The organism is Mesorhizobium sp. WSM4847, from assembly GCF_055811335.1.
On sequence record NZ_JBVVPY010000007.1, the window covers coordinates 80,330 to 101,705 of the forward strand.

Annotated in this window: 21 protein-coding genes; 12 read left to right on the forward strand and 9 right to left on the reverse strand. The window is 63.7% G+C overall.

Going from position 1 to position 21,376, the window contains the following annotated elements:
* Positions 1–64 precede the first annotated feature (64 nt).
* Positions 65–1,588, forward strand: a complete 1,524-nt coding sequence (locus AC0L28_RS12185; RefSeq protein ID WP_473477598.1) for a xylulokinase — start codon at positions 65–67, stop codon at positions 1,586–1,588.
* Positions 1,589–1,675: 87 nt separating this feature from the next.
* Here the strand turns inward: AC0L28_RS12185 and AC0L28_RS12190 are convergent, their stop codons facing one another.
* Both AC0L28_RS12190 and AC0L28_RS12195 read right to left on the reverse strand, forming a co-directional pair.
* The gene (locus AC0L28_RS12190; protein ID WP_023797753.1) at positions 1,676–2,269 is read right to left on the reverse strand and encodes a DJ-1/PfpI family protein; all 594 of its coding nucleotides are present in this window, start codon (positions 2,267–2,269) and stop codon (positions 1,676–1,678) included.
* Positions 2,270–2,395: 126 nt separating this feature from the next.
* Complete coding sequence (locus AC0L28_RS12195) at positions 2,396–3,097, reverse strand: GntR family transcriptional regulator (protein WP_473477600.1); 702 nt, start codon at positions 3,095–3,097, stop codon at positions 2,396–2,398.
* 140 nt (positions 3,098–3,237) lie between these two features.
* On the opposite strand from AC0L28_RS12195, the gene AC0L28_RS12200 reads away from it, so the two are divergent.
* Genes AC0L28_RS12200 through AC0L28_RS12210 form a run of 3 tightly spaced genes read left to right on the forward strand, consistent with a single transcriptional unit; the run spans position 3,238 to position 6,806 of the window.
* Positions 3,238–4,464 (forward strand): iron-containing alcohol dehydrogenase, encoded by a 1,227-nt coding sequence (locus AC0L28_RS12200; protein WP_473477602.1) that lies wholly within the window; start codon positions 3,238–3,240, stop codon positions 4,462–4,464.
* Between the two features lie 18 nt (positions 4,465–4,482).
* On the forward strand, positions 4,483–5,970 hold the full coding sequence (locus AC0L28_RS12205; RefSeq protein WP_473477605.1) for an NAD-dependent succinate-semialdehyde dehydrogenase: 1,488 nt from the start codon (positions 4,483–4,485) through the stop codon (positions 5,968–5,970).
* A gap of 11 nt (positions 5,971–5,981) precedes the next feature.
* A complete protein-coding gene (locus AC0L28_RS12210; protein ID WP_473477607.1) occupies positions 5,982–6,806 on the forward strand; it encodes an alpha/beta hydrolase in 825 nt (274 codons plus the stop codon).
* Between the two features lie 61 nt (positions 6,807–6,867).
* Here the strand turns inward: AC0L28_RS12210 and AC0L28_RS12215 are convergent, their stop codons facing one another.
* The 5 genes from AC0L28_RS12215 to AC0L28_RS12235 form a co-directional block, all read right to left on the reverse strand.
* Entirely contained in the window at positions 6,868–7,677 is an 810-nt protein-coding gene (locus AC0L28_RS12215; protein WP_287305164.1) for a formylmethanofuran dehydrogenase subunit C, read from the reverse strand.
* Positions 7,674–8,582: a formylmethanofuran--tetrahydromethanopterin N-formyltransferase gene (gene fhcD, locus AC0L28_RS12220; protein WP_473477609.1), complete on the reverse strand. Its 909-nt coding sequence runs from the start codon at positions 8,580–8,582 to the stop codon at positions 7,674–7,676. Before fhcD ends, AC0L28_RS12215 begins: the two co-directional genes overlap by 4 nt.
* Entirely contained in the window at positions 8,570–10,201 is a 1,632-nt protein-coding gene (locus tag AC0L28_RS12225; RefSeq protein ID WP_128246225.1) for a formylmethanofuran dehydrogenase subunit A, read from the reverse strand. The genes fhcD and AC0L28_RS12225 overlap by 13 nt, the downstream gene beginning before the upstream one ends.
* Complete coding sequence (locus AC0L28_RS12230; protein ID WP_473477611.1) at positions 10,195–11,301, reverse strand: tungsten formylmethanofuran dehydrogenase; 1,107 nt, start codon at positions 11,299–11,301, stop codon at positions 10,195–10,197. Before AC0L28_RS12230 ends, AC0L28_RS12225 begins: the two co-directional genes overlap by 7 nt.
* Positions 11,302–11,419: 118 nt before the next feature.
* Positions 11,420–11,800 carry a 4a-hydroxytetrahydrobiopterin dehydratase gene (locus tag AC0L28_RS12235; protein ID WP_023797744.1) on the reverse strand — a complete coding sequence of 127 codons (381 nt, stop codon included), beginning with the start codon at positions 11,798–11,800 and terminating at the stop codon, positions 11,420–11,422.
* Positions 11,801–11,959: 159 nt separating this feature from the next.
* Here AC0L28_RS12235 and AC0L28_RS12240 point away from each other — a divergent pair, with 159 nt between their 5' ends.
* From AC0L28_RS12240 to fae, 7 genes are all read left to right on the forward strand, one after another.
* Complete coding sequence (locus tag AC0L28_RS12240; RefSeq protein ID WP_473477614.1) at positions 11,960–12,928, forward strand: beta-ribofuranosylaminobenzene 5'-phosphate synthase family protein; 969 nt, start codon at positions 11,960–11,962, stop codon at positions 12,926–12,928.
* Between the two features lie 42 nt (positions 12,929–12,970).
* Positions 12,971–13,864, forward strand: coding sequence for an NAD(P)-dependent methylenetetrahydromethanopterin dehydrogenase (locus AC0L28_RS12245; protein WP_473477617.1), 894 nt, complete (start codon positions 12,971–12,973; stop codon positions 13,862–13,864).
* Entirely contained in the window at positions 13,854–14,990 is a 1,137-nt protein-coding gene (locus AC0L28_RS12250) for an ATP-grasp domain-containing protein (RefSeq protein WP_473477620.1), read from the forward strand. The genes AC0L28_RS12245 and AC0L28_RS12250 overlap by 11 nt, the downstream gene beginning before the upstream one ends.
* Positions 14,987–15,943: a methenyltetrahydromethanopterin cyclohydrolase gene (gene mch / locus AC0L28_RS12255; protein ID WP_023797740.1), complete on the forward strand. Its 957-nt coding sequence runs from the start codon at positions 14,987–14,989 to the stop codon at positions 15,941–15,943. Before AC0L28_RS12250 ends, mch begins: the two co-directional genes overlap by 4 nt.
* Positions 15,944–16,029: 86 nt before the next feature.
* The gene (locus AC0L28_RS12260; protein WP_287375756.1) at positions 16,030–16,986 is read left to right on the forward strand and encodes an ATP-grasp domain-containing protein; all 957 of its coding nucleotides are present in this window, start codon (positions 16,030–16,032) and stop codon (positions 16,984–16,986) included.
* Positions 16,983–17,852: a triphosphoribosyl-dephospho-CoA synthase gene (locus AC0L28_RS12265; protein ID WP_353728126.1), complete on the forward strand. Its 870-nt coding sequence runs from the start codon at positions 16,983–16,985 to the stop codon at positions 17,850–17,852. Before AC0L28_RS12260 ends, AC0L28_RS12265 begins: the two co-directional genes overlap by 4 nt.
* 168 nt (positions 17,853–18,020) lie before the next feature.
* Positions 18,021–18,527: a formaldehyde-activating enzyme gene (gene fae / locus AC0L28_RS12270; protein ID WP_023797737.1), complete on the forward strand. Its 507-nt coding sequence runs from the start codon at positions 18,021–18,023 to the stop codon at positions 18,525–18,527.
* 266 nt (positions 18,528–18,793) lie between these two features.
* Here fae and AC0L28_RS12275 read toward each other — a convergent pair whose 3' ends face one another.
* Positions 18,794–19,492 (reverse strand): HisA/HisF-related TIM barrel protein, encoded by a 699-nt coding sequence (locus AC0L28_RS12275; RefSeq protein ID WP_287259102.1) that lies wholly within the window; start codon positions 19,490–19,492, stop codon positions 18,794–18,796.
* 55 nt (positions 19,493–19,547) lie between these two features.
* Between AC0L28_RS12275 and AC0L28_RS12280 the strand changes: the two genes are divergently transcribed.
* The gene (locus AC0L28_RS12280; protein ID WP_473477625.1) at positions 19,548–20,582 is read left to right on the forward strand and encodes a hydantoinase/oxoprolinase family protein; all 1,035 of its coding nucleotides are present in this window, start codon (positions 19,548–19,550) and stop codon (positions 20,580–20,582) included.
* A gap of 473 nt (positions 20,583–21,055) precedes the next feature.
* Here the strand turns inward: AC0L28_RS12280 and AC0L28_RS12285 are convergent, their stop codons facing one another.
* The gene (locus tag AC0L28_RS12285) at positions 21,056–21,364 is read right to left on the reverse strand and encodes a twin-arginine translocation signal domain-containing protein (protein ID WP_091593897.1); all 309 of its coding nucleotides are present in this window, start codon (positions 21,362–21,364) and stop codon (positions 21,056–21,058) included.
* Between the last annotated feature and the right edge of the window lie 12 nt (positions 21,365–21,376).

A 21,376-nucleotide genomic window follows, 5' to 3' on the forward strand; every position in this document is an offset into this window, starting at 1 on the left:
GCCGCGCTCGCTCTGACCGATAGACAGAGGATCACATGTTTGCCCATCTCAGGACTCTTCCGAAATGAGCGGCGAGCTTTTCCTCGCCATCGACGTCGGCACCGGCAGCGTCCGGGCCGCACTGATCGATGTCGCCGGCAAGATCCTCGAGCTTGCGTCGCGCGAGCACGACCAGATCGTGCCGGAATTCGGCTGGGCCGAACAGCGGCCACTCGACTGGTGGGAGGGTGCGCGAGCGAGCGTCAAGACGGTGCTGGACCGCGTCGAAGGCGCCCGCGAAAACATCTCCGCCATCTGCGTCTGCGGGCAGATGCACGGGCTGGTCCTGCTCGACGCGCACGGAGCGCTGACGCGCGACACGGCACCGCTCTGGAACGACAAGCGCACCGTCGATCTCGTCCGTCGCTTCGAGCAAGCGAATGAGCCGGACAGCTACCTGCCCGAAAGCGGCAACACGCCGACCCCGGCATGGCCGGGCTTCAAACTGCAATGGGTCCGAGACAACGATCCCGCCGCATACGCCCGCAGCGCAGTCGCCATCATGCCGAAGGATTACATCAACTACCGGCTGACCGGCGAGATCGCCATGGATACAGGCGACGCGTCCTGCAGCTTCCTGACGAACCCGGAGCGGCTCGACTGGTCGCCGGTGATGATCGAGCGAATGGGTCTCGACGCCGCCAAGCTGCCGCCGATCCGCAACCCGCTGGATGTTGTCGGCCACGTCACCGAACAGGCGGCGCTCGACACCGACCTGCGCCCTGGAACCCCGGTGCTGGTCGGTGGCGCCGACTATCCGGTGGCACTGCTCGGCTCAGGCGCCTGTCGCCCGGGAATGGGTTCCGACAGCACCGGCACGGGCGCCATCATCACTGTTATCGCGGAGAAGCCGCTGCTTGACCCGGAAATCTCGAACGTTGCGACGGTCGAAGGCAACTGGGCGCAATTCGTGCTGCTGGAGACCGGCGGCGACGGCATGCGCTGGGCACGCCGGGCCTTCCACGGCAACGCGCTGTCCTATGACGAGATCGTCGCCCGCGCCGCCGAGGCGCCGGCCGGTTGCGACGCGCTGCTCTTCATGCCCTTTCTCACCGGCGAACGCCTGGGGCGCCATCGCAACGCCCGCGCACAGTTCTTCGGATTGGGCGCCGGGCATGGCATGGAGCATTTGCACCGCTCGATCCTGGAAGGCATCGCCTTTGCCATGGCCCGCCACATCCGCATCATGGAACACGCGTCAAACAGGCCGCTGGAGCGCGTTATCGCCGCCGGTGGCGGGGCGCGCACCGAACTCTGGCTGAAGATCAAGGCCAGTGCCTTCAACATTCCGATCCTGGTCCCGCGGGAGCCCGAATGCGGCATTGTCGGATGTGCCGCGATGGCCGCGACGGCGACAGGCCGCTTCTCGCGCGTCGACCAGGCGGCCGAGCGCTTCGTGAGCTACGGCGCCGAAATCCTGCCGGACCCCGGATGGGTCGAGATCTACAGCCGCACCCAACCGGTTTTCGAGCAGCTCTACCATCACAGCCAGGCGCTCTACGATGACATCGACGCACTGGCGGCCGCCACGCGGCCGAAGCAGCCGTAACGCATCTCAGGCCTGCCGAGCCCTGACTGCAGCGACAGATCTGGCAATCACGATGCATCCCGTTTGGGATGCATCGGACGATCGACTTCAGCTGTGGCGGATTTCCGTTCCCAGCACCTTCAGGCACTCGCGGATGAACGCGGCAAGTGCGGTCCAGCCCTTTGCCGAGACCATCGTCCCGTCGACATAGGCCTCGGTCGGCGACAGGTCGATATAGGTTCCGCCGGCCAGCGTCACTTCCGGCTCGCAGGCAGCCAGCGCACCGACCTTCTTGCCACGCACGACGCCGTCCACCGCGATCAGGATCTGGACGCCATGACAGATGGTAAAGATCGGCTTCCTGGTCTCGTGGAAATGGCGAACCATCGCCTGCACACGCTTGTCGGTGCGGATGTACTCGGGGCCACGGCCGCCGGCGCAATAGACGGCATGATACTGGTCGAGCTGTCTTTCCGCCTCCGAAAAGGTCTTGTTCAGCAACGCGTAGTGGCCGGGTTTTTCGGTGTAGGTCTGGTCACCCTCGAAATCGTGAAGCGACGTCTTGATCAGGTCGCCAGCGTTCTTGTCAGGACAGACGACATGGACGATGTGGCCGACCGCCTCCATCGCCTGCTGATAGACGAAGATCTCGTATTCCTCGGTAAACTCACCGGTCAACATCAGTATTTTCTTGCCTGGCATGGTCAGCTCCTCGTTTTTTGGATGGAAGGGTTTTATCCGGGATCTCCCGGACGTTTGCTCGCGTTGATCAACGGTGAATTCAACGTGACGGCGCCGCTCCCGACGGTGACGAACATCGTGCCAGCCTCAATCGAACGCCGGCAGCAAACGATCACGGGAATGCTCGATATGACGGCGCATCGCCTGTTCCGCCGCAGCGGGATCGGAGGCAGCGAAGGCGGCCAGGATGGCCTGATGCTCGTCGAGCGCTTCCTCGGTGACGCGCGAATGGAACATCAGGCGGAAGATGTGGAAGTGCGTATGCTGGAACGCCAGCGTCTCGCGCACCAGTTCATTGTTTGCAAATTCCATGATCCTATCGTGGAAAATGGCGTCCTGCCGCGCGAAATTGGAGTAACGCAGGCGTTCATCCTTGCCTTCGCGGCGCGCCATGCCGCCTGCGGACTCCTCAAGCACCGCAAGTTTCGTCTCATCCATCAATGCGGCTGCCTTGGCCGCCGCATGCGGCTCGAGCAGCAGGCGAAGCTCATAGAGTTCGTCAAATCGGCGCCTGGTTATCTGCGGCGCGGCGCGGTAGCCGATCAAATGTGTCTTCAGCACAAGGCCTTCGCCTTCGAGGCGGCCGAGCGCTTCACGGATTGGCGTGTGCGATACTTCGAGTTCCTTGACCAGGCTGTCGACGGTGATCCGTGAGCCAGGCGCGATCTTCAGCGACATCAGTTGCGCGAAGATCGCTTCATAGACGTCCTCCACCAGGCTAGTGGATCGCTGGATGCGCCCGCCGGCGGGGTCGACTTCTCGGGCATTGGTTGCGTTCGTGACCTGCATCTTTTTTGCCTCTTGACAGGATCACTGGCTAACACGATGCTTCGCTCAATACAATCCTATATCCTATACGATTTGATAGAGGATACTTTGGGAGCTCGGCGAGATTTCGCCTGTCCACCATCATCGAGGGACGCAAGACCATGAGCCTTTTCGCTGCAATAAGGCTGCCGCGTGAAATCCTCTTCGGCAGGCGCCAGCGCCATGTCATTGCAACCGTTGCGGCCAGGCTCGGCCGTCGCGCTCTCGTCTGCACGGACGAGCGCTTTGCCGCAACTGTCGCCTTCGCCGAGATCATGGCGGCGCTCGAGGGCGCATCGATCGATGTTCTGGTGCACGATCGTGTGCAGCCCGATGTGCCGCGCGACACGGTTGCCGTCTGCGTCGAGGAGGCGCGGGATTTTGCGCCCGACATGGTGATCGGCATCGGCGGCGGCAGTTGTCTCGACATGGCCAAATGCGCCGCGTTGCTCATCAGTCACGGCGGCCAACTCCAGGACTACTACGGCGAGTTCAAGGTGCCTGGTCCGACGCTGCCGTTGATCGCGGTGCCAACAACAGCCGGCACCGGCTCGGAAGTGACCCCTGTCGCGGTGATTTCTGATCCGGATCGCACCATGAAGGTAGGCATCTCCAGCCCGCATCTGATCGCGGCAGCCGCCATCTGCGACCCGGAACTGACGATGACATGTCCCCCGGGACTGACGGCGATCGCCGGCGCAGACGCGCTGACCCATGCGGTCGAGGCTTTTACCGCCGCCAGGCGCGGCACTGACCCCAGCCTGCCGCAACGGCATGTCTTCATCGGCAAGAGCGCGCTGACCGATCATTTTGCGCTGCTCGCCATCAAGCTGCTTGGCCGCAGTCTCGAGAAGGCATACCGCGACCCCTCTGACGAGGACGCTCGCGCCGATGTGATGATGGGCGCGCTTGCAGCCGGCTGCGCGTTCGGGACGGCTGGAACTGCGGCGGCGCACGCGGTGCAATATCCGGTCGGCGCCCTTACCCACACCGCTCACGGGCTGGGTGTCGCCACCATGCTGCCCTATGTCATGAAGTACAACCGGGCCGCAGTGGCCGCCGAGATGGCCGAGATCGGCCTTGCCCTTGGTCTCGACGGAAAAGGCCGGAGCACCGGTGAGATGGCCGACGCGACGATCGATAAGGTCGGCCGGCTGTTCGCAGCGATCAGCATCACGCCTACGCTGGCCAGGCTCGGGCTTGCCGCCGACAAGCTCGATTGGACCGCCGAACAGGCGCTTGGCATTGACCGTCTCATCAAGAACAATCCGCGTCCATTCGATCTGGCGGCCATGCGCGGCCTGATCCAGGCCGCCTATGATGGCGACCTCGCCGCCTGTGTCATGTGAGCAATCGAGGAGCAGGCCATGAACATATCGCATCAAGTGCTGGAGGACGATCAGGACACTACCGGCTTCCATAGATTCTCCCACGGCTTGTATATTGGCGGCCAATGGCGGCAATCCGCCGACGCCAGGGAAATCCAGGTCGTAGATCCCTCCACCGAGGCGGTGATCGCCGCGGTTCCCGATGCGACGATCGAAGATGCCGCGGCCGCCGTCGAGGCTGCGGCCAGGGCCGCCGATGGCTGGCGCACAACGGCGCCCCGCAAGCGTTCCGAAATCCTCAGGCGTTGCTTCGAGCTGATGACGCAGCGTTGCGAGACGCTGGCCACCCTGATCTCGCTGGAAAACGGCAAGGCACTGCGGGACGCGCGTGGCGAGATCGCCTATGCTGCGGAATTCTTTCGCTGGAATGCCGAGGAAGCCGTTCGCATCACCGGCGAATTCGGGATGGCGCCTTCCGGCACCAACCGCATCGTCGTCGACTACGAGCCGATCGGCATCTGCGTCCTTGTCACACCCTGGAATTTTCCTGCCGCCATGGCGACGCGCAAGATCGCGCCCGCCCTGGCTGCCGGGTGCACGGTGATTTTGAAGCCGGCCAGCGAGACCCCGCTCACCGCCTACGCGCTCGCCGCCCTCTATGAAGAAGCGGGTGTCCCACCGGGGGTTGTCAACGTTCTGACAACCTCCAATCCCGGCCCGGTGACGGCCGCGATGCTGGCCAATCGGCGGGTGCGCAAACTCTCCTTCACCGGCTCGACTTCTGTCGGGCGCGTTCTGCTGGCCGAGGCCGCAAAGCACGTGGTTTCGTGTTCGATGGAGCTTGGCGGCAACGCGCCATTCCTTGTGTTCGATGACGCGGATCTCGACGCGGCGGTCGATGGGGCGATGGTGGCGAAGATGCGCAACGCCGGCGAGGCCTGCACGGCTGCAAACCGCATCTATGTCCAGTCCGGCGTTTACGATGCGTTTTGCGAAAGCCTCGCCAGGCGGATGTCGGCACTCAAGATCGGCGCTGGCACGGACGCGGCCACGGAGTGCGGGCCGATGATCACCAGGAAGGCCGTCGACAAGATCGACCGTCTGGTCAACGATGCTGTCGCCCGTGGCGCGCGGGTGCTGTGCGGAGGCAAGGCAGGCTCGGGAACGGGATACTATTATCCGCCGACCGTGCTCTGCGACGTCCCGGCCGAGGCGGAGATGGCGCACGAGGAAATTTTTGGGCCGGTGGCGCCGATCTCGAGCTTCGAAACGGAAGCCGAAATCATCGCGCGTGCCAACGACACCGAATACGGTCTTGCCGCCTACATCTACACGCGCGATCTTGCGCGTGGAATGCGGGTGGCATCCAGGATCGAAGCTGGGATGGTCGCTCTCAACCGCGGCTTGATGTCCGATCCGGCAGCACCGTTCGGCGGGGTCAAGCAGAGCGGCCTCGGCCGCGAGGGCGGCCAGCATCACGGCATTGCCGAGTTCATGGAGGCGAAATACCTCGCCATCAGCATCTGAGCGGAGGAAAAGTGCAAAACGATCCGTTCCGCATCCGCGACCATGTCGCCGATTTCGATCAAATCGTCCAGGACATCGTTCACCGCAGCGAGGCCGTCCGCGCAACCATCCCGATGACAGCGGACATTGCCTATGGGCCGGATCAGACCGAAACCATCGACCTGTTCTTTCCCCCGGGCAAAACGAGCGGCCTGCCGGTGCACATGTTTATCCATGGCGGCTACTGGAGGATGTTCTCCAAGCGCGACTACTCATACGTCGCGGCGACGATTACCCAGGCCGGTGCGATTGCCGCCATCGTCGACTATGCGCTGATGCCCAAGGTCAGGATGGCGACGATCGTCGACCAGGTGCGCCGCGCCAAGCGGTGGGTTCTGGCCCATATCGCCGACCATGGCGGAGACCCGGCAAACCTGACCGTCAGCGGTCATTCGGCCGGGGCACATCTTTCAACGTTCCTGTTCAACAGCGAGCATACCCCCTCCAATGTGCGGGCAGCCCTTCTGCTCGGCGGGCTCTACGATTTGAAACCACTCCAAAACTCCTTTCTCGCCAACGAGATTGCAATCACCGATGAGGAAGTCGCCAGGTTTACACCGCTTGCCCATCGGCATGATCCTCAAACCAAGGCGATGGTTCTGGTCGGAGCCAACGAGACGCCGCCTTTCCATCAGCAGGCAGATCGATTCGAGGAGCACCTGCTGCAGCAGGGTTCGCCGGTAACGTCGCTTGTTCTCGCCAACCGCAACCACATGGACAGTGTCAGAGATCTCGGCATCCCCCGGAGCCAGGCGGGGGATTGCCTGACGAAACTGATTGCCAACGACGATCGTTGATCCAGCAGACATGCCGGCCATCATCCATCGCGGCTTACCGCAAGGGCGTCAGCAGCACGCCTCAGCGAGGGAAAAGAACCTCCCCCATGCCAAGCACCGCGTTGTCGCCGCCATATTTCTGCGGCGCGTTGCCCAGCAGCGGCCGTTTCAAAATACCCTCGGCGATCAGATGGCGATCGATGACGGCGGCGAAGACGCTCTCCGGCGCGCCGCATTCGACGAAGCTCGGCGACAGGCTTTTCGGCGCGCGATCGAGCAGGATCGAACCGCGACGCATCAGATAGCCGGGCATCTCGCCGGTGCCGCCGGCCACCACCAGCGTGCCGGCGATCATGCGGCTGCCGGCATTGTCGCCCAAGCCTTTCAGCACCGCGATCAGGCCGCGCCGCATGCGGTCGGCGGCAAAAGCGCCGGCTTTGCCCCTGACGATCAGCACGCCGCCATTCATGCCGGCCAGTTCCCCGGCGAGCGGCGCCCCAAGGTGATCGCCGGCGTTGCCTGTTATTTCAAGCCTGCCGCCGCGCATGCCGGAGCCGGCATGCGGGCCTGCATTGCCTTCGATGGTGAGTGTGCCGCCGCGCATGGCGCGCCCGGCCTGGGCGCCGGCATTGCCGACGACGCGAACCGAACCGTCCCGCATGGCTTCCGCCACGCGGTCGAGGCGCGCGCTGCCGCCTTCGAAGACGATGTCCAGCGGATCGTTGCCGGCGACACGAAAGATATCGCCGACCTTCGATCCATGCTTCGACGTGCCGATCTGGATCTTTTCGATATCGCGCCTTTCGATCCCGGCAAGCCGCTCCGGCGTCAGCGGCGACAGGTCAAGGCGCTCGGGCGGCTCGGCGACAAGGGTGAAGGTCAGCGCTTTCACGGCAGCATATCCTTCAGCGAATAGATGAACTTGCCGAGCTTGCCGCCGTAATTGCCGGCGCTTATGCGAACCGCGCCTCGCTTCGGCCCAAGCTCGATGACGGCCTTGATGCCGGCCTTCATCGCGGCGGCAACGGCATCGTTGGTCTCGCCGTCGATGACGATTTCCAGGACGGCGTTGATGTCAGCACCGAGCTCACTCCTGACGACACCGCGCAGTGTCGGCGCATAGGCTTCGTTGGCCGAGGCGATCATGCCCTTGTATTTACCGCCGATCTTGGAACCCGAACGAGCGATGCCGCCCGGAAACGGCACGATCGCGCCCGGCACCAGGCCGATCGCGGCAACCGCGGCCTCGGCGGCAGCCAAGGCCCTGGCGCTGCTTTCAGCCATGACGAAGAAATTGCCGCCGCCAACGGCGCCCTTCGTCAGCCCGGTCGTCGCTTCGCACAGGAATTCGCCGTCCATGACGGGAACGCGCCAAAAATGCCTGCCGCCGATTTTCTTGGAGATCTGCCAGCCGTCGCCAAAATAACGCAGCGCCGAACCGAGCTTCAGCTCGGCGCTGCCCTGCAGTCCGGCGAAGCAGGCGGAACCCGGCGAGGTCAAGACACACTGGCCGACGCGATTGAGCAGTTGTTTCTGCAGTTCGTCTGTTCCCATCGCAAAGATCATCACGCGGCAGCCGGGCCGGCCATCCGGTGTGGCCGATGGCGCCAGTTCGACATCGATTGCCGATTCGCAGCCGCAGCCGATCACCGAGGTGGCAAAGCCGGTCATGGTGATCGCCGCCTGGCGCGCCCATTTCCGGTTCGGCGCGGTGATGATGATGGCGGTCGCGCGCATGCCGAAGGCCTCGGCAAAGGTATCGTCGATCACTATGCCATTTACGCTCACGTTCGGCATGCAACCTCGCCGAATGGCTGTTCGCGCGCAATCGCCGATTCCGGGAAATTGAACCAGTCCAGCGACAGGCCGTAGCGCTGCTGGTGATAATCCTCCAGGCGCCGCAGCATCGCCTTGTCCGGCGGCGGATTGAGCCTGAGCGCCTTGCCCCAGCGGTAATGGGTGATCTCTCCGTCCTGCACGACGAGATCGCCATCCTTGAAGACATACGCCGCCTGCCCCAGCATTTTCGCGATATTGTCCTCCCTGCGGTAGACAGCGATATCGGCGATAGCGCCGGCGCCGAGATGGCCTCGATCCGTCAGCCCGAGCAGCTTGGCCGGGGCAGCACGCGTCATGATGGCGATTTCCTCGAACGTGTATTCGCGGTCGATTGCGGCCAGGGTGGAGAGCGCCATGGCGGATTTTGGAAGTCCGGCAATCATTTCGGTGCGCGCTTCCCGGCTCATCAGCAGCTCGAACAGGGCCGGATAGGAGGTAAAGGGCGCGCCGTTGGGATGATCGGTGGTGAAGAAGACACGCCACGGATCGTCGATCAGGAGAAAAAGCTCGAGCCCGATCGCCCACTGCATCGTGCCATAGAAATCCTTGCCATAGCGGTAGGGCACGATGCCGCCGCCATTGCCGTCGCCGTCATGAATGACGGATTTCTTCGGCTGCGCACTGCCACGCGCCGAAAACTGCCGCATGACGTCGGAGGAGATGGTGACCGTCTGGCCGAACATCACCTGGCCGATATCGATGGTGACTTCCGGCGTCGCATTGACCAGTTCGGCAAGGCGCGCGGCGGCCGAGGAAAACCTGCGCTTGCCTTCCGTGCCGTAGCCATAGAACTGGAGATGGGCGAGGTGCAGCGGCAATCCTTCCGCCGCTGCGATCGTCGCGGCCGCCGTGTCCGCCGATCCGGGGCTGCCCAGATTGTTGCAATGGACATGCAGCGGATGCGGGACGCCAAGGCTGTCGACGGCCGCCTGCAGCGTCTTGACGATCTTGCGCGAGCTGACGCCATAGGAAGGCACCACATCGTCCAGCGAGAAGGTGCGGACGTTTTCCTTGAAGGCGGCCGCCGCGCCGGCATTGATCACCTTGACCCCAAGCGCCCGCGTCGAGGCGACCGTCCAGGCGACATAGTCCTCGATCATCGTTGAGGAGGCGTCGTCGCGGATCATCGACAGCAGGAAATCGTCGTTGCCGAGAATGGCGAGCGTCGCCTTGTCGATGATCGGGATGTCGGCCAGTTCGAGATGGGTGTGAAGCGCGGCTCCCGGCGACATCGCCGGCTCGACCACCGTGGTGAAACCCATCTTGGCGTAGAGGCACCCGGTCTGGAAGGTCGACCAGCCGGCATTGGAAAGCGGCGTCGTCGCCGGTCGCGCCTGGTGCGCCGCATGCTGCTCGGGCAGGAGCAGCCGTGCCGTATTCACGTTGCCGCCGCCGATGTGGGAATGGATGTCGATGGCGCCCGCCATCACGATGCAGCCGGCTGCGTCGATGGTCCGGTCGGCAGCGCCCGCCGCCGGCGCCGCAGCGATCTTGTCGTCGCTGATCCACAGGTCGCCCTTGCCGAGACGGCCGTTGACCGGATCGATGATGTCGCCGCCGGCGATTTTCGTCAGCATGGCAACGCCGCCTCGGCGGAGACATGACTGGCAACCAGCCGGATAACGGTCGCAGCGGAGGGCAGTTCCGACGCCGCTCGCGCCTCGACCGACCTTAGCGAACCGGTGCGGCTGGAATAGGCCACCGCCTGGTGATCGACGCCGGCTTCGCCGATGGCGATGGTGACCGCAGCACCCGCGACCGGCTCATGCGTTTTCGCCAGGGCGATCAGCGCCATGCGGTTCCTTTTCTTCTGCGGCTGGACAATCGAGGACGAGATCCGCAGGTGCAGGTCGGCTTCGCCGGCGGCGATCATGCGCGCGACATCGTAACGCCAGGGATCGAAGTCCGGGAAGCCGCGCGCAAAGCCGGTGCGCAGCGGAAAACCGGTCATCCAGGTCGAGGCGAGCGCGCTTCCCCAGCCATTTTCGCTCGCCGGCAGATGCAGGCCGGATGCGCGTGATTTGCGGTTGAGATCGCTGACCAGTCCCTGCAGCATCTCCAGCGCCAGCCCTTCGGTTGCGTCGCCTGAAAACAGGAAGACGGGAAAATGCGCAGCCTCCAGGGCTTTGGCGAAATCGTTGAAATTCGACACCGGCTGCGATGTCTGGCGCCCCCTCCACTGCGCCCTCAGTGCCGCCAGCGTCGCGCCGAGGCCTGCCTCGCCGCAGGACAGCAGCGTCGCCGTCCGCCCGTTGCTCAACCGCGGCGCAGACGTTTCTTTCGACCCGACCAGAAAGATCTCGCGCTGATTCTTGGCCGAGAGATCGGGGGCCGAGAGATCGGGAACCGTCTCGGCAAGCTCGCCGACAAATTGATGATGGATCTGCGGGAGTTCGCCGACGATCACCACGACATCGGCGCGCCGGCGCGTTTCGCCGGGCGCCACGGTCATCGCGCCTTTGTCGGTAAAAAGCGCGGCCTCCCGGGAAACTGCCGCGCCATCGGCATGATCGTATGCCGCGCCAACCCGCTCAGCCAGCGCGATCGCCGCCCTGGTGCCGTGTATATCCGTATCCAGGCTGAAAACCGGGCACCGGCTTGACCCCAACAGCGCGGCGGCATGTGCGGCCGCGCGCTCGACCAGCGTTACCCGGTTGCCGATCCAAGCAACCGCCATTCACTACGCTACTTTCTGGTGCCGGCCCAATCCTAGACGAAACTGGATTGGCCGTGAACCCCGCCTGTCAGCAGATTAGCGAATGTTTTCTTACGCCATCAACAAATTCCGACCGCGCTTAATCATATTTGATGTAAGCGAAGCGCTGATCGGTCGGCGGAGTGCCTTCCAGCGCGCCGCCTTCCCGGGCCGGCTGCCACTGGACGACATCCTCGATCTTTTTGGCCAGCTCGAAGTCTTTGTCAGTGATGCCCTTGGCTGCATGGTTCATCAGGCGCACCTCGACCCAGGCATAGGAAGCCGTGATGTCGGGGTGGTGCCATGCCGCCTCGGCGAGATGGCCGACCGTGTTGATGACCATCAGTGTCGATTTCCAGCTGTGGGTCTTGTATTTGCGCCGGATCCAGCCGTTCTCGTAATACCATTTCGGCAGTTCCTTCTCGATCCGGTCGGCAATCTCGGCTTCCGAATAGACTTTTTCCCTCGGCGTCTCGTTCATCTCGACCTCCGCGAATTGCCCGGTCCGTTCTCGCGCCGAGCCAAAAGAAGATAAAACGAATGCACTCTCTGCGGCTTGCCCCTTCGACGAAAACAGCTATCATGGCGACGGGCACCTAAACTTCCATGATGCGTCTATGATGCACCCATCGGGGGGTAGATGTCGAATTCTGTTACCATACAAGTGCCCGCCCGCCTGCATCTTGGCTTCCTCGATCTCAACGGCGATACCGGGCGTCGCTTTGGCAGCGTCGGGCTGCCGCTGAGCGAACCCGAAACCGTCGTCACCCTGTCACGGTCCAGCGAGACCATCGTCGAAGGCGCCGACAGCCGGCGCGCCGGCGAACATCTGTCGACGCTCTGCAGCCATCTCGGCATTCGCGGTCAGCACCGTCTGGTGGTCGAACAGTCGATCCCGAGCCATGCCGGCCTGGGCTCCGGCACGCAGATCGCCCTTGCCGTCGCCGCGGCGCTGCGCACGCTCCACCAACTGCCTCTCGATATCGGCAGCGATGCGACCCTGCTCGATCGCGGCGGACGATCCGGCATCGGCATCGCCAGCTTCGAAAGCGGTGGCGTCATTGTCGACGCCGGCAAGGACGACAGCGGCAGGCCGCCGCCGGTCGTGGCGCGACTGCCGTTCCCGGAAGAGTGGCGCGTCATCCTGATCCTCGACCATGGCGGGCATGGGCTGCATGGCGATGCCGAGATCGCGGCATTTCGTTCGCTGCCGCCCTTCCCGGCATCCGGCAGCGGCGAGATCTGCCGGCGGGTGCTGATGGGCATCATGCCGGCTCTGGTCGAGCACGACCTGCAAGCCTTCGGCGCCGCCGTCACCGCGATCCAGATGCTGATCGGCACCCATTTCGCCCCGGCGCAAGGCGGCGTGTTCACCTCCAGGCGGGTCGAGAGCGTGGCCCACGGTCTCAACGAAGCAGGCGCCGTCGGCATCGGCCAGAGCTCGTGGGGGCCGACAGGGTTTGCCTTTGCCCCATCGCAAGACGCCGCAGTCAGCTTCGTCAGCGCGGTTCAGCAGACAGTTGAAGACGGCATCGAGATCAGGATCGTCAAGGGCAGGAATTCCGGCGCGAAGATCAGTTCGACCAGACTTGATCTCGTCGGCAGCTGACGGCTGGGCAAACGCGATCAGGTTCAAGAGGAAAGGCGAGAAATGGCCCGCAAACATATCCTGCACATGCTGACGCCGTTGAAGCATATGAGCCCTTTCGACGTGAACATGGCTCTCGATGCAGGTTTCGACGCCGTCGTCCCCTATGTCGATGTAGGCCTGGGAGAGGTGACAGGCCTCGTGCAGGACGCGATCTTTTCGCGCCCGCCCGATGCGGGCGTCGATACCGGCATTTTTATCGCCGGCAAGGATGCCTCGCTGGCGCTTGACATGTTCGAGGCAGCGCGAAAAGCGATGGTGCCGCCTTTCCAGGTCTCGGTATTCGCCGATCCGGCCGGCTCGTTCACCACGGCCGCGGCGATGGTGGCCAAGGTCGAAAAAGCGCTGGAGAAGAAATTCGAGCGCGGGCTGAAAGACACCAGGATCGCTGTTTTCGGCGCCACCGGCGTCGTCGGCTTCTGCACCGCCGTGATCGCCGCCAGGGAAGGCGCGGGGGTGACGCTGGTCGGCCATGACGGCATCGAAAGGGTCAAGCAGATCGCGGCCGAGATCAAAAGCCGGTTCAACATCGCCGTCGATGCGGCCGACGGATCGAGCGACGCCCGCAAGACGAAGCTGGTCGAGGCGAGCGAGGTGATCCTGGCGTGCGCCAAGGCCGGCGTCCAGGTGGTCTCAAAAGCCCAGTTGAAAGGCGACGGCCTGCTCATTGCCGCCGACGTCAATGCGGTCCCGCCGGCCGGCATCGAAGGCGTGGCCGTCAATGCCAATGGCGATCCGCTCGAAGCGGCAAAAGCTGTCGGCATTGGTCCGCTCGCCATCGGCAACGTGAAATACAAGGTCGAATTCGGCCTCTTCAAAAGAATGATCGAATCCGAAAAAACCATTACGCTCGATTTCCAGGAAGCATTTTCCCTTGCACGCGAGATTGCCAAATAACGCCGGATCTCTCCTGATCGCGGCGATTTCAGGCCGGGCGCTGGCTGCCGCTGCGCGCCGCGCCGGCTATCGTCCGCTGGTCGCCGATTTCTTTTGCGATACCGACACGGTCGCGCTTGCCGAGCGCGCGACGATGCTGCCGGGCGACCTGCAAGGCGGCATCGACGGCGAGCGCATCATCGAGACGCTTCGGCAACTGGCAGGAGACGACCAGCCGGTCGCCATCGTCCTGGGCTCGGGCTTCGAGCGGATGACCGAGACCGTCGACGAGATCGCGCGCCATTTTCCGCTCGCCGGCAACAGCGGCGCCGCGATCCGCAGGATCAAGGACCCGCAATTGCTGGCCACCGATTGCGCCGAACTTGGCATTCCGCATCCGGAATTCCAATGGGACCCGCCGCCCGATCCGGAGAACTGGGTGGTCAAGACCGCAGGCGGCGCCGGCGGCGCGCATATCAGGCGGGCCGCCGGAGAAACCCCGATATTACAGTGTCAGGCTCCTGGCGGCCGCTATTTCCAGCGTTTCGTTGCCAGTCGCAGCATCTCGGCCCTGTTCGTCGGCGACGGCCAAAGCGCTGACATCGTCGGCTTCAGCCAACAATGGGCGTCGCCTGCCCCGGCAGCGCCCTATCGCTATGGCGGCGCCGTGCGGTTGAGGCGCTTCGATCGCAGACGGGCGGCGATGATCCGCGGCTGGCTTTCAGGTCTGGCGCGTCGCGCCGGCCTAGTTGGATTGTGCAGCGCCGATCTCATTCGCGGACCGGATGGCTACAAGCTCATCGAGATCAATCCGCGGCCCGGCGCCACGCTCGACATTTTCGACGATGCCGACGCGCCATTGATCGAAGCGCATCTGCGCGCCGCGGCGGGCAAGAAATACCGTCTGCCGCGCTTCGTCGATTCGATGGCGTCGATGGTGACCTATGCGGCGGCGCCGATCGCCCGCTTTCCATCGATTGCCTGGCCTGAATGGACTGCCGACCATCAGTCGCCCGGCACCCGACTGATCGCCGGCGATCCGGTCTGCACCATCTTCGCGCGCGGTCCGAGCGCCGATCTGACCAGGCGGCTGATCAAGGGACAAGCCAGCCGATTGCAACACCAATGGGAAGGAGACCGGACATGAAAGACGGTTCGGCATTCCTCAACGACAATGCGCAGCGCATCATCGACGGCATGATCGGCGACGCCGAACGCCTGCGTATCGGCGTTTCCACCGGGCCATTGGGCGAGTGCCTGATCGACGCCGGCGCCAAGGCCGCCGGCGGCGTCGAGGCCGGGCTGCGCATGGCGGAAGCCGCGATGGGCGGCCTCGGCAGCATTTCGGTGTGCATGGACCGTGCGTCGCCAAAATGGCCGTTCACCATCGAAGTGCGGTCGTCGCAGCCGGTGCTTGCCTGCCTGGGCAGCCAGTATGCGGGCTGGAACCTGTCGAGCCAGGATTATTTTGCCATGGGATCGGGACCGGCGCGGGCGCTCGCCCGCGTCGAACCGCTGTTCGAAACACTCTCCTATCGCGACACCGCGTCGTCCGCCGTGCTGATCCTGGAGACGGCAAAACCGCCGCCCCAGGCGATCGTCGAGAAGGTCGGCAGGGCAACCGGACTGGCACCCGAAAAGCTCACCTTCCTCTATGCGCCGACACAAAGCCTGGCGGGCGGCGTGCAGATCGTTGCGCGCGCGCTCGAGGTTGCCCTGCACAAGACCAACGATCTCAAATTTCCGCTGGAGAACGTTGTCGACGGCATCGGCACGGCGCCCATCCCCGCCCCGCATCCGGATTTTCTGACCGCCATGGGCAGAACCAACGACGCCATCATCTATGGCGGCAGCGTCCAGCTCTTCGTAAAAGGCTCGGCGAAAGACGCCAGCGAACTCGCGGAGCGATTGCCGAGCCGCGCCTCGCGCGACCACGGCCACCCCTTCGCCGAAGTCTTCAAGCGGTTCAAGGGAGATTTCTATGCCATCGATCCGCTGCTGTTCAGCCCGGCCGAAGTGATCGTCACGGCGATCGAGACCGGCGATACGTTCCGCGCCGGCGAGCGTGATCTGCAGATGCTCGAACGGAGCCTCGGTTAGACCATGGCGCTGCAATGGATCGGTCTGTCATCCGCCTGCCGGGGCATTCGTTCCGGCTTTCCGTATACCGGTATCCAAGGCGTGACATGATCCCTCGCATCCTGATCGTCAGCGACGTCTCGGACGCCCGCTCCAAGGGCCTGGCGGCAAGGCTGGAGCGGCGCGGCGCCGTGGTCGCAACCGTGCCGCTGGCGGCGATCGCGTTCGACACCGGCAGCCCGAGCGGACTGTCGATCCCCGGTTTCGACGGCGCGCTGCCCGACGCCGTGCTTGTCCGTTCGATCGCCGCCGGATCGTTCGAAGCGGTCACCCGGCGTCTCGGCGTGCTGCACGCATTCGGCAAGCTTTCCATTCCGGTGTGGAATTCCGCGCAGGCGATAGAACGCTGCGTCGACAAGTCGATGACGACCTTCCTCCTGAAGAATGCCGGCCTGCCGACGCCGCCGACATTCGCGGTCGAGGGTCTTGCCATGGCCGAAGCGGTCGCCAGACGCGAACTGCCGTTCGCGCCACTAGTGCTAAAACCGCTTTTCGGCGCCCAGGGCCGCGGCATCCGGCTGATCGAAACACTGTCCGACCTCCCCGCCGAGGACGAGGTGAACGGCGTCTACTATCTCCAGCATTACGTGCCGCGTTCTGGCCCTCCTTTCCGCGATTTTCGCGTTTTCGTCTGCGCCGGCGAGGTTTTGGCGATGATGAGCCGCCGTGGCGACGACTGGATCACCAATGTCAATCGCGGGGCGGTGCCCGAGCAAGTCTCGGGGCATGGCGAAACCGAACTGGCGGCGCTGGCACGGGCCGCCGCCGCCGCTATCTCAGCGGATTTCGCCGGCGTCGATATCGTGCCGGCGGCAGACGGCAAGCTGTTGGTGCTGGAGGTCAACAGCATGCCCGCCTGGTCCGGGCTTCAATCGGTGGTCGCGGTCAACATCGCCGATGCGATTGCCGACGCCCTGCTGAAATTCCTGGCTGATCGCCCAGCTGATCGCGCAGAGGCGGCGGCGGCGCGACCCTACCGCCTCACCGCGCCGGCGAATTCGTGACCGACGGCATGGCGCATTCGCGAGAACGCCTCCGGGCTGCCTACAAGGACGCCTGCCGGAAGGAGATCGAGGCGCTGAAACCGGGCAACGTCCATCTGTTCGCCGACGGGCACGGCATGTCCGCCGCCCAGTTCATGACCAGCGCCGAGGTCTCGTCCGTCCCGCTGACCGATCCGCGCCTGCCGGTCGGACAGCGCATGCTGGAAGCGGTCCGCGCGACGCGCCTGGCCGTCGCGACCAATACCAATCTCGGCATCATCCTTCTTGCTGGGCCTCTGCTATGCGCCGCCGAAATGGCGGGCGCCCAACTGCACGACAATCGCCTGCGCGATAATCTCGACGCGGTGCTGCGCGCGATGAGCATCGACGATACCAGGGCTGTATTCGAGGCGATCGTCGCCGCCGCGCCGGGCGGCCTCGGAGAGGCCGAGAACGATGTGCGGCAGGAGCCGAAGGTTCATCTGCTCGACGCCATGCGAGAGGCGGCCGACCGCGACATGATCGCCCGCCAATATGTTACCGGTTTCGGCGACGTGTTCGGCGTCGGGCTTGCGGCTCTGCAAGCGGCCTTGGCACGCGGCGAAGGCGGCATGTGGCCGACGGTGTTCGCCTATATGGCGTTTCTCGCCGTCTTCCCGGACAGTCATGTGGTGCGCAACCATGGCGCTGAAGTCGCAAATCAGGCGCGGCAACAAGCCCTTGCCGTTGAGGCGGCACTGCATGGCAATGACGACGAGGCGTCACGCATTCGTCTGCTCATGGAGCTCGACCGCCGGCTGAAAGCGAACAACGTCAACCCCGGCACCTCGGCCGACCTGACCGTGGCTACTCTTTTAGTCCACACTCTCGGCGTTCAGCTTGCATAATCGCAACGTTGGTGGTTGACTTTCAGGAGCGGAAGCTGGGCTTCCGCGGCTATCCAGCCAACCGGTCCGGATCTCCGGGCGCTGCCAACAAGGATAGCTGTCCATCGAGCGCTCGCTCGGTTTGCGGCGTCTTTGGACACCATAACTGTGTCTTGGAGGAAAATTGGCATGGCAAAGATCTCGAAAGTAATGGTCGGTGAATCGCTCGTAGGAGACGGCAACGAAGTGGCGCATGTCGACCTGCTCATCGGCCCACGGGGGAGCGCAGTCGAAACAGCATTTTGCAACGCGCTGACCAACAACAAGGACGGCTTTACCTCCCTTTTGGCGGTGATCGCGCCCAATCTTCAGTGCAAGCCCAACACCGTGATGTTCAACAAGGTCACGATCAAGGGCGCCAAGCAGGCCGTGCAGATGTTCGGCCCGGCCCAGCATGCAGTCGCAAAGGCCGTGCAGGACAGCGTCGCCGATGGGACCATTCCTGCCAATGAGGCGGACGACCTGTTCATCTGCGTCGGCGTTTTCATCCATTGGGACGCCGCCGACGACGCCAAGATCCAGAAGTACAATTACGAAGCGACGAAGGAAGCCATCCAACGCGCCGTTGCAGGAACGCCAACGGCCGCCGAAGCCACGGATAAGCGGGACCAGGTGAAGCATCCGTTCGCGGCTTAGACAAGAGACAGCCCCGCACAGGCAAAACCCTCCGCGGAGCCGGATGGTCTGTTGCGTCGCCTGAAAAAGCTTCTGGGCCTTTAGAGCACCGGACCAAAACTGCCCTCGGGCCTGATCCGAGGGTTGAAAACCGGTATTTGGGAATCCGATGCTCCAGCAAAGAGATAGAGCGGCGAGACGATCGACTTGACGGCCCGCCGCTCTACAAGGCCCTGTTTCCGCGGCCGAAGTTCGAGGCCACACGAATGTCAGGTGCCCAGCGTTTGTCAGGTGACAAGCGCTGCGAGGTGCCCCGGCGTGAGCGTGCCGTCATGCAGCGAGGTCGCAACCAGCGCCGCGGCGATACCGAGTGACGAAAGGGCGCGAATGTCAGCCTCGTTGCGCACCCCGCCGGCCGCGATGACGGAGCGGCTTCCAGCTTTCGCCTTGATCGCCTTGAGCCGCGTGAAATCGGGACCGGAGGCGGAGCCGACCTTGGCCAATGTCATGACGATCACCTTTTGCGGCCAAAGCGCCGGCTCGTCGAGAAATGATGCCGGACCGCGAAACCCATCGTCGAAGAAATCAAGCGACAGGACAAGGTCCGGATGATCGCAAAAACGCCGCAACAGCGCGTCGTCCTGCTGCGATTCGGATCCCAGGACCGGGCAAAGCCAAGGTTCGGCAAGTGCTGCCGAAAGTGTTTTCTCGTCGGCGATGCCGGCATCGACCCAAAGCTCCGGCGGCTCCGCCATCGCCTTCAGCCGGGCAAGCGCGCCGCTGTTTGGCGTTCCGCCTTCGATGGCATCGAGATCGGCGATATAGAAGGTCGGAAAAGGGTAAAGCCGGCGCAGGCCCTCAGTGACCGCAACGACATCGGAAGTTTGGCTAAGCGGCGTGACGATCGGCCTGTAGCGATCGCGTTTTCCCTGCTGGGCGCGCACCACCTCGCCGCCTTTCAGGTCAAGAACCGGAATGATACGCAACGCTCTTTTTCTCGGTGACCAACTGCCCCTGACAACTATGATGAAAGCTTGAAGTGTGGAAAAAAGAAAGAGCATCGTTGCCGGCTTCGATATTGGCGGCGCCCATCTGAAGGTGACGCGTGCGCAAGACGGCCGCATCGTCGAGGCTGTAACGATCGCCACGCCGCTTTGGCTAGGGCTCCATACCCTGACCTCGGCATTCGAGGAAACCGCTCCGATCTATGCCGGCGCCGATCTCAACGCATTCACCATGACCGGCGAACTGGCGGACGTCTTTCCCTCCCGCTACGCCGGCGTCGCGGCCCTGCTGGATGAGATTTCAGCGCGGGTCCCAGGCGAAAACCTGATTTATGCCGGACCGTCCGGATTTGTCGGGGTCGAGCAGGCAGCGCGGCTGAGCGCCGATGTCGCCTCCGCCAACTGGCATGCGACAGCGTCATTGGTGGCGAAGCTCGCCGGCGATGCCCTGTTCGTCGACATGGGCTCGACCACCACCGACATCATCGCCATCAAAAATGGCGCCGTCGCCAATGACGGCTACACCGATGCCGGACGGCTTCTGAGCGGCGAACTGGTCTATACCGGCTTCACCAGGACGTTCCTGTTCGGCGTCGCCTCGTCGGCCCCCGTCCGCGGCAGGCTGACACCGCTGATGAACGAGTATTTCGCCTCGATCGCCGACGCGCACCGGATTCTCAGGGTGCTCGACGAGAAGGACGACAGGCACGCTTCCGCCGACGGCAAGGAAAAGACGATCGATGGCTCGATCGCGCGGCTGGCGCGCATGATCGGGCGCGACGCCACCGAGCTGACCCTGCCGGAATGGCATGAAATCGCGCGCTGGTTCAGCGAACAGCAGTTGCGCAAGATCCACGACGCAGCGTCCCTGGTTGCCGGGTCCCTTGTCCCGGATGTGCCAATCGTCGGCGCCGGAACCGGCCGCTGGCAGATCAGGCGGCTGGCCGAACGCATGGAACGCCGCTTCGTCGATTTCGCCGAGATCATCCCCGCAGATGACGCCGTTCGCGGCGAAGCCAGCAGCGTCGCGCCCGCGTCCGCGGTGGCGCTGCTGGCGGGATCGCAGTTGTAGGCGCTACATCATGGCCGTCCGATCAGTCGGATCGATGAGATATTTCCCCCGGCTCGAAGATCCCGACCCGTACCAGCGCAGGTCGCAACAGGGTGGAAGGTTCGCGTTCGGCACCCGCTCGGCGCATGTCCGGTTTGCGGCCCATCTCAGCCGTAGAGATCGGCTTCGCAGCTTCCTGAAAGCAGACCTTGCCGGAGATCACGCTGGAGGTCGTAGTTGCGCCAATACCAGTCAGCCAGATTCATACTCGCGGATGACCGCAATGGGGCCGAAACCTGCCCTTCCGCTTTCGGGACAAGCGACCATTCCGCTGATCGACCCAATGCGGACGTTCGCTCTCCGAGAACGAATTCACGCCCATGACCCTAGGCAGACGCCTTACCGCCGGCCGGCCAACGTCCGCTCTGGACGTGGAAGCTGACGTCGCGTTGCTCCCGCCCGAGACATAAGGCGGGAGACCGCAATTTGTTGCATCAAGCCGGCAGCGGCTCGTGGAAACGGCACCAGCCATTTGGGCTGATTGCACCGGCAACGATCTCGCACCCGTTTGGCTCTCGGAAGTGAGTACACCCACCGCAGCGTCGGCCACGATTTGGGGTGTCCTGGTACAGCGCCAGCGCCTTGGTTGTCTTTCCGGCTGCCATCGGTCCAGTCATACAGGCTGAAAGGCCGCCGGCGCTGGCAATCGCCGCACCGGTCACAGAGACTTTCAGGAAATTGCGGCGAGACAGCGCTCGGCTTGAAGCTGCCGATCCGTGGTTCACATCATCATCTTTACTCATGGTCTTTCTCCA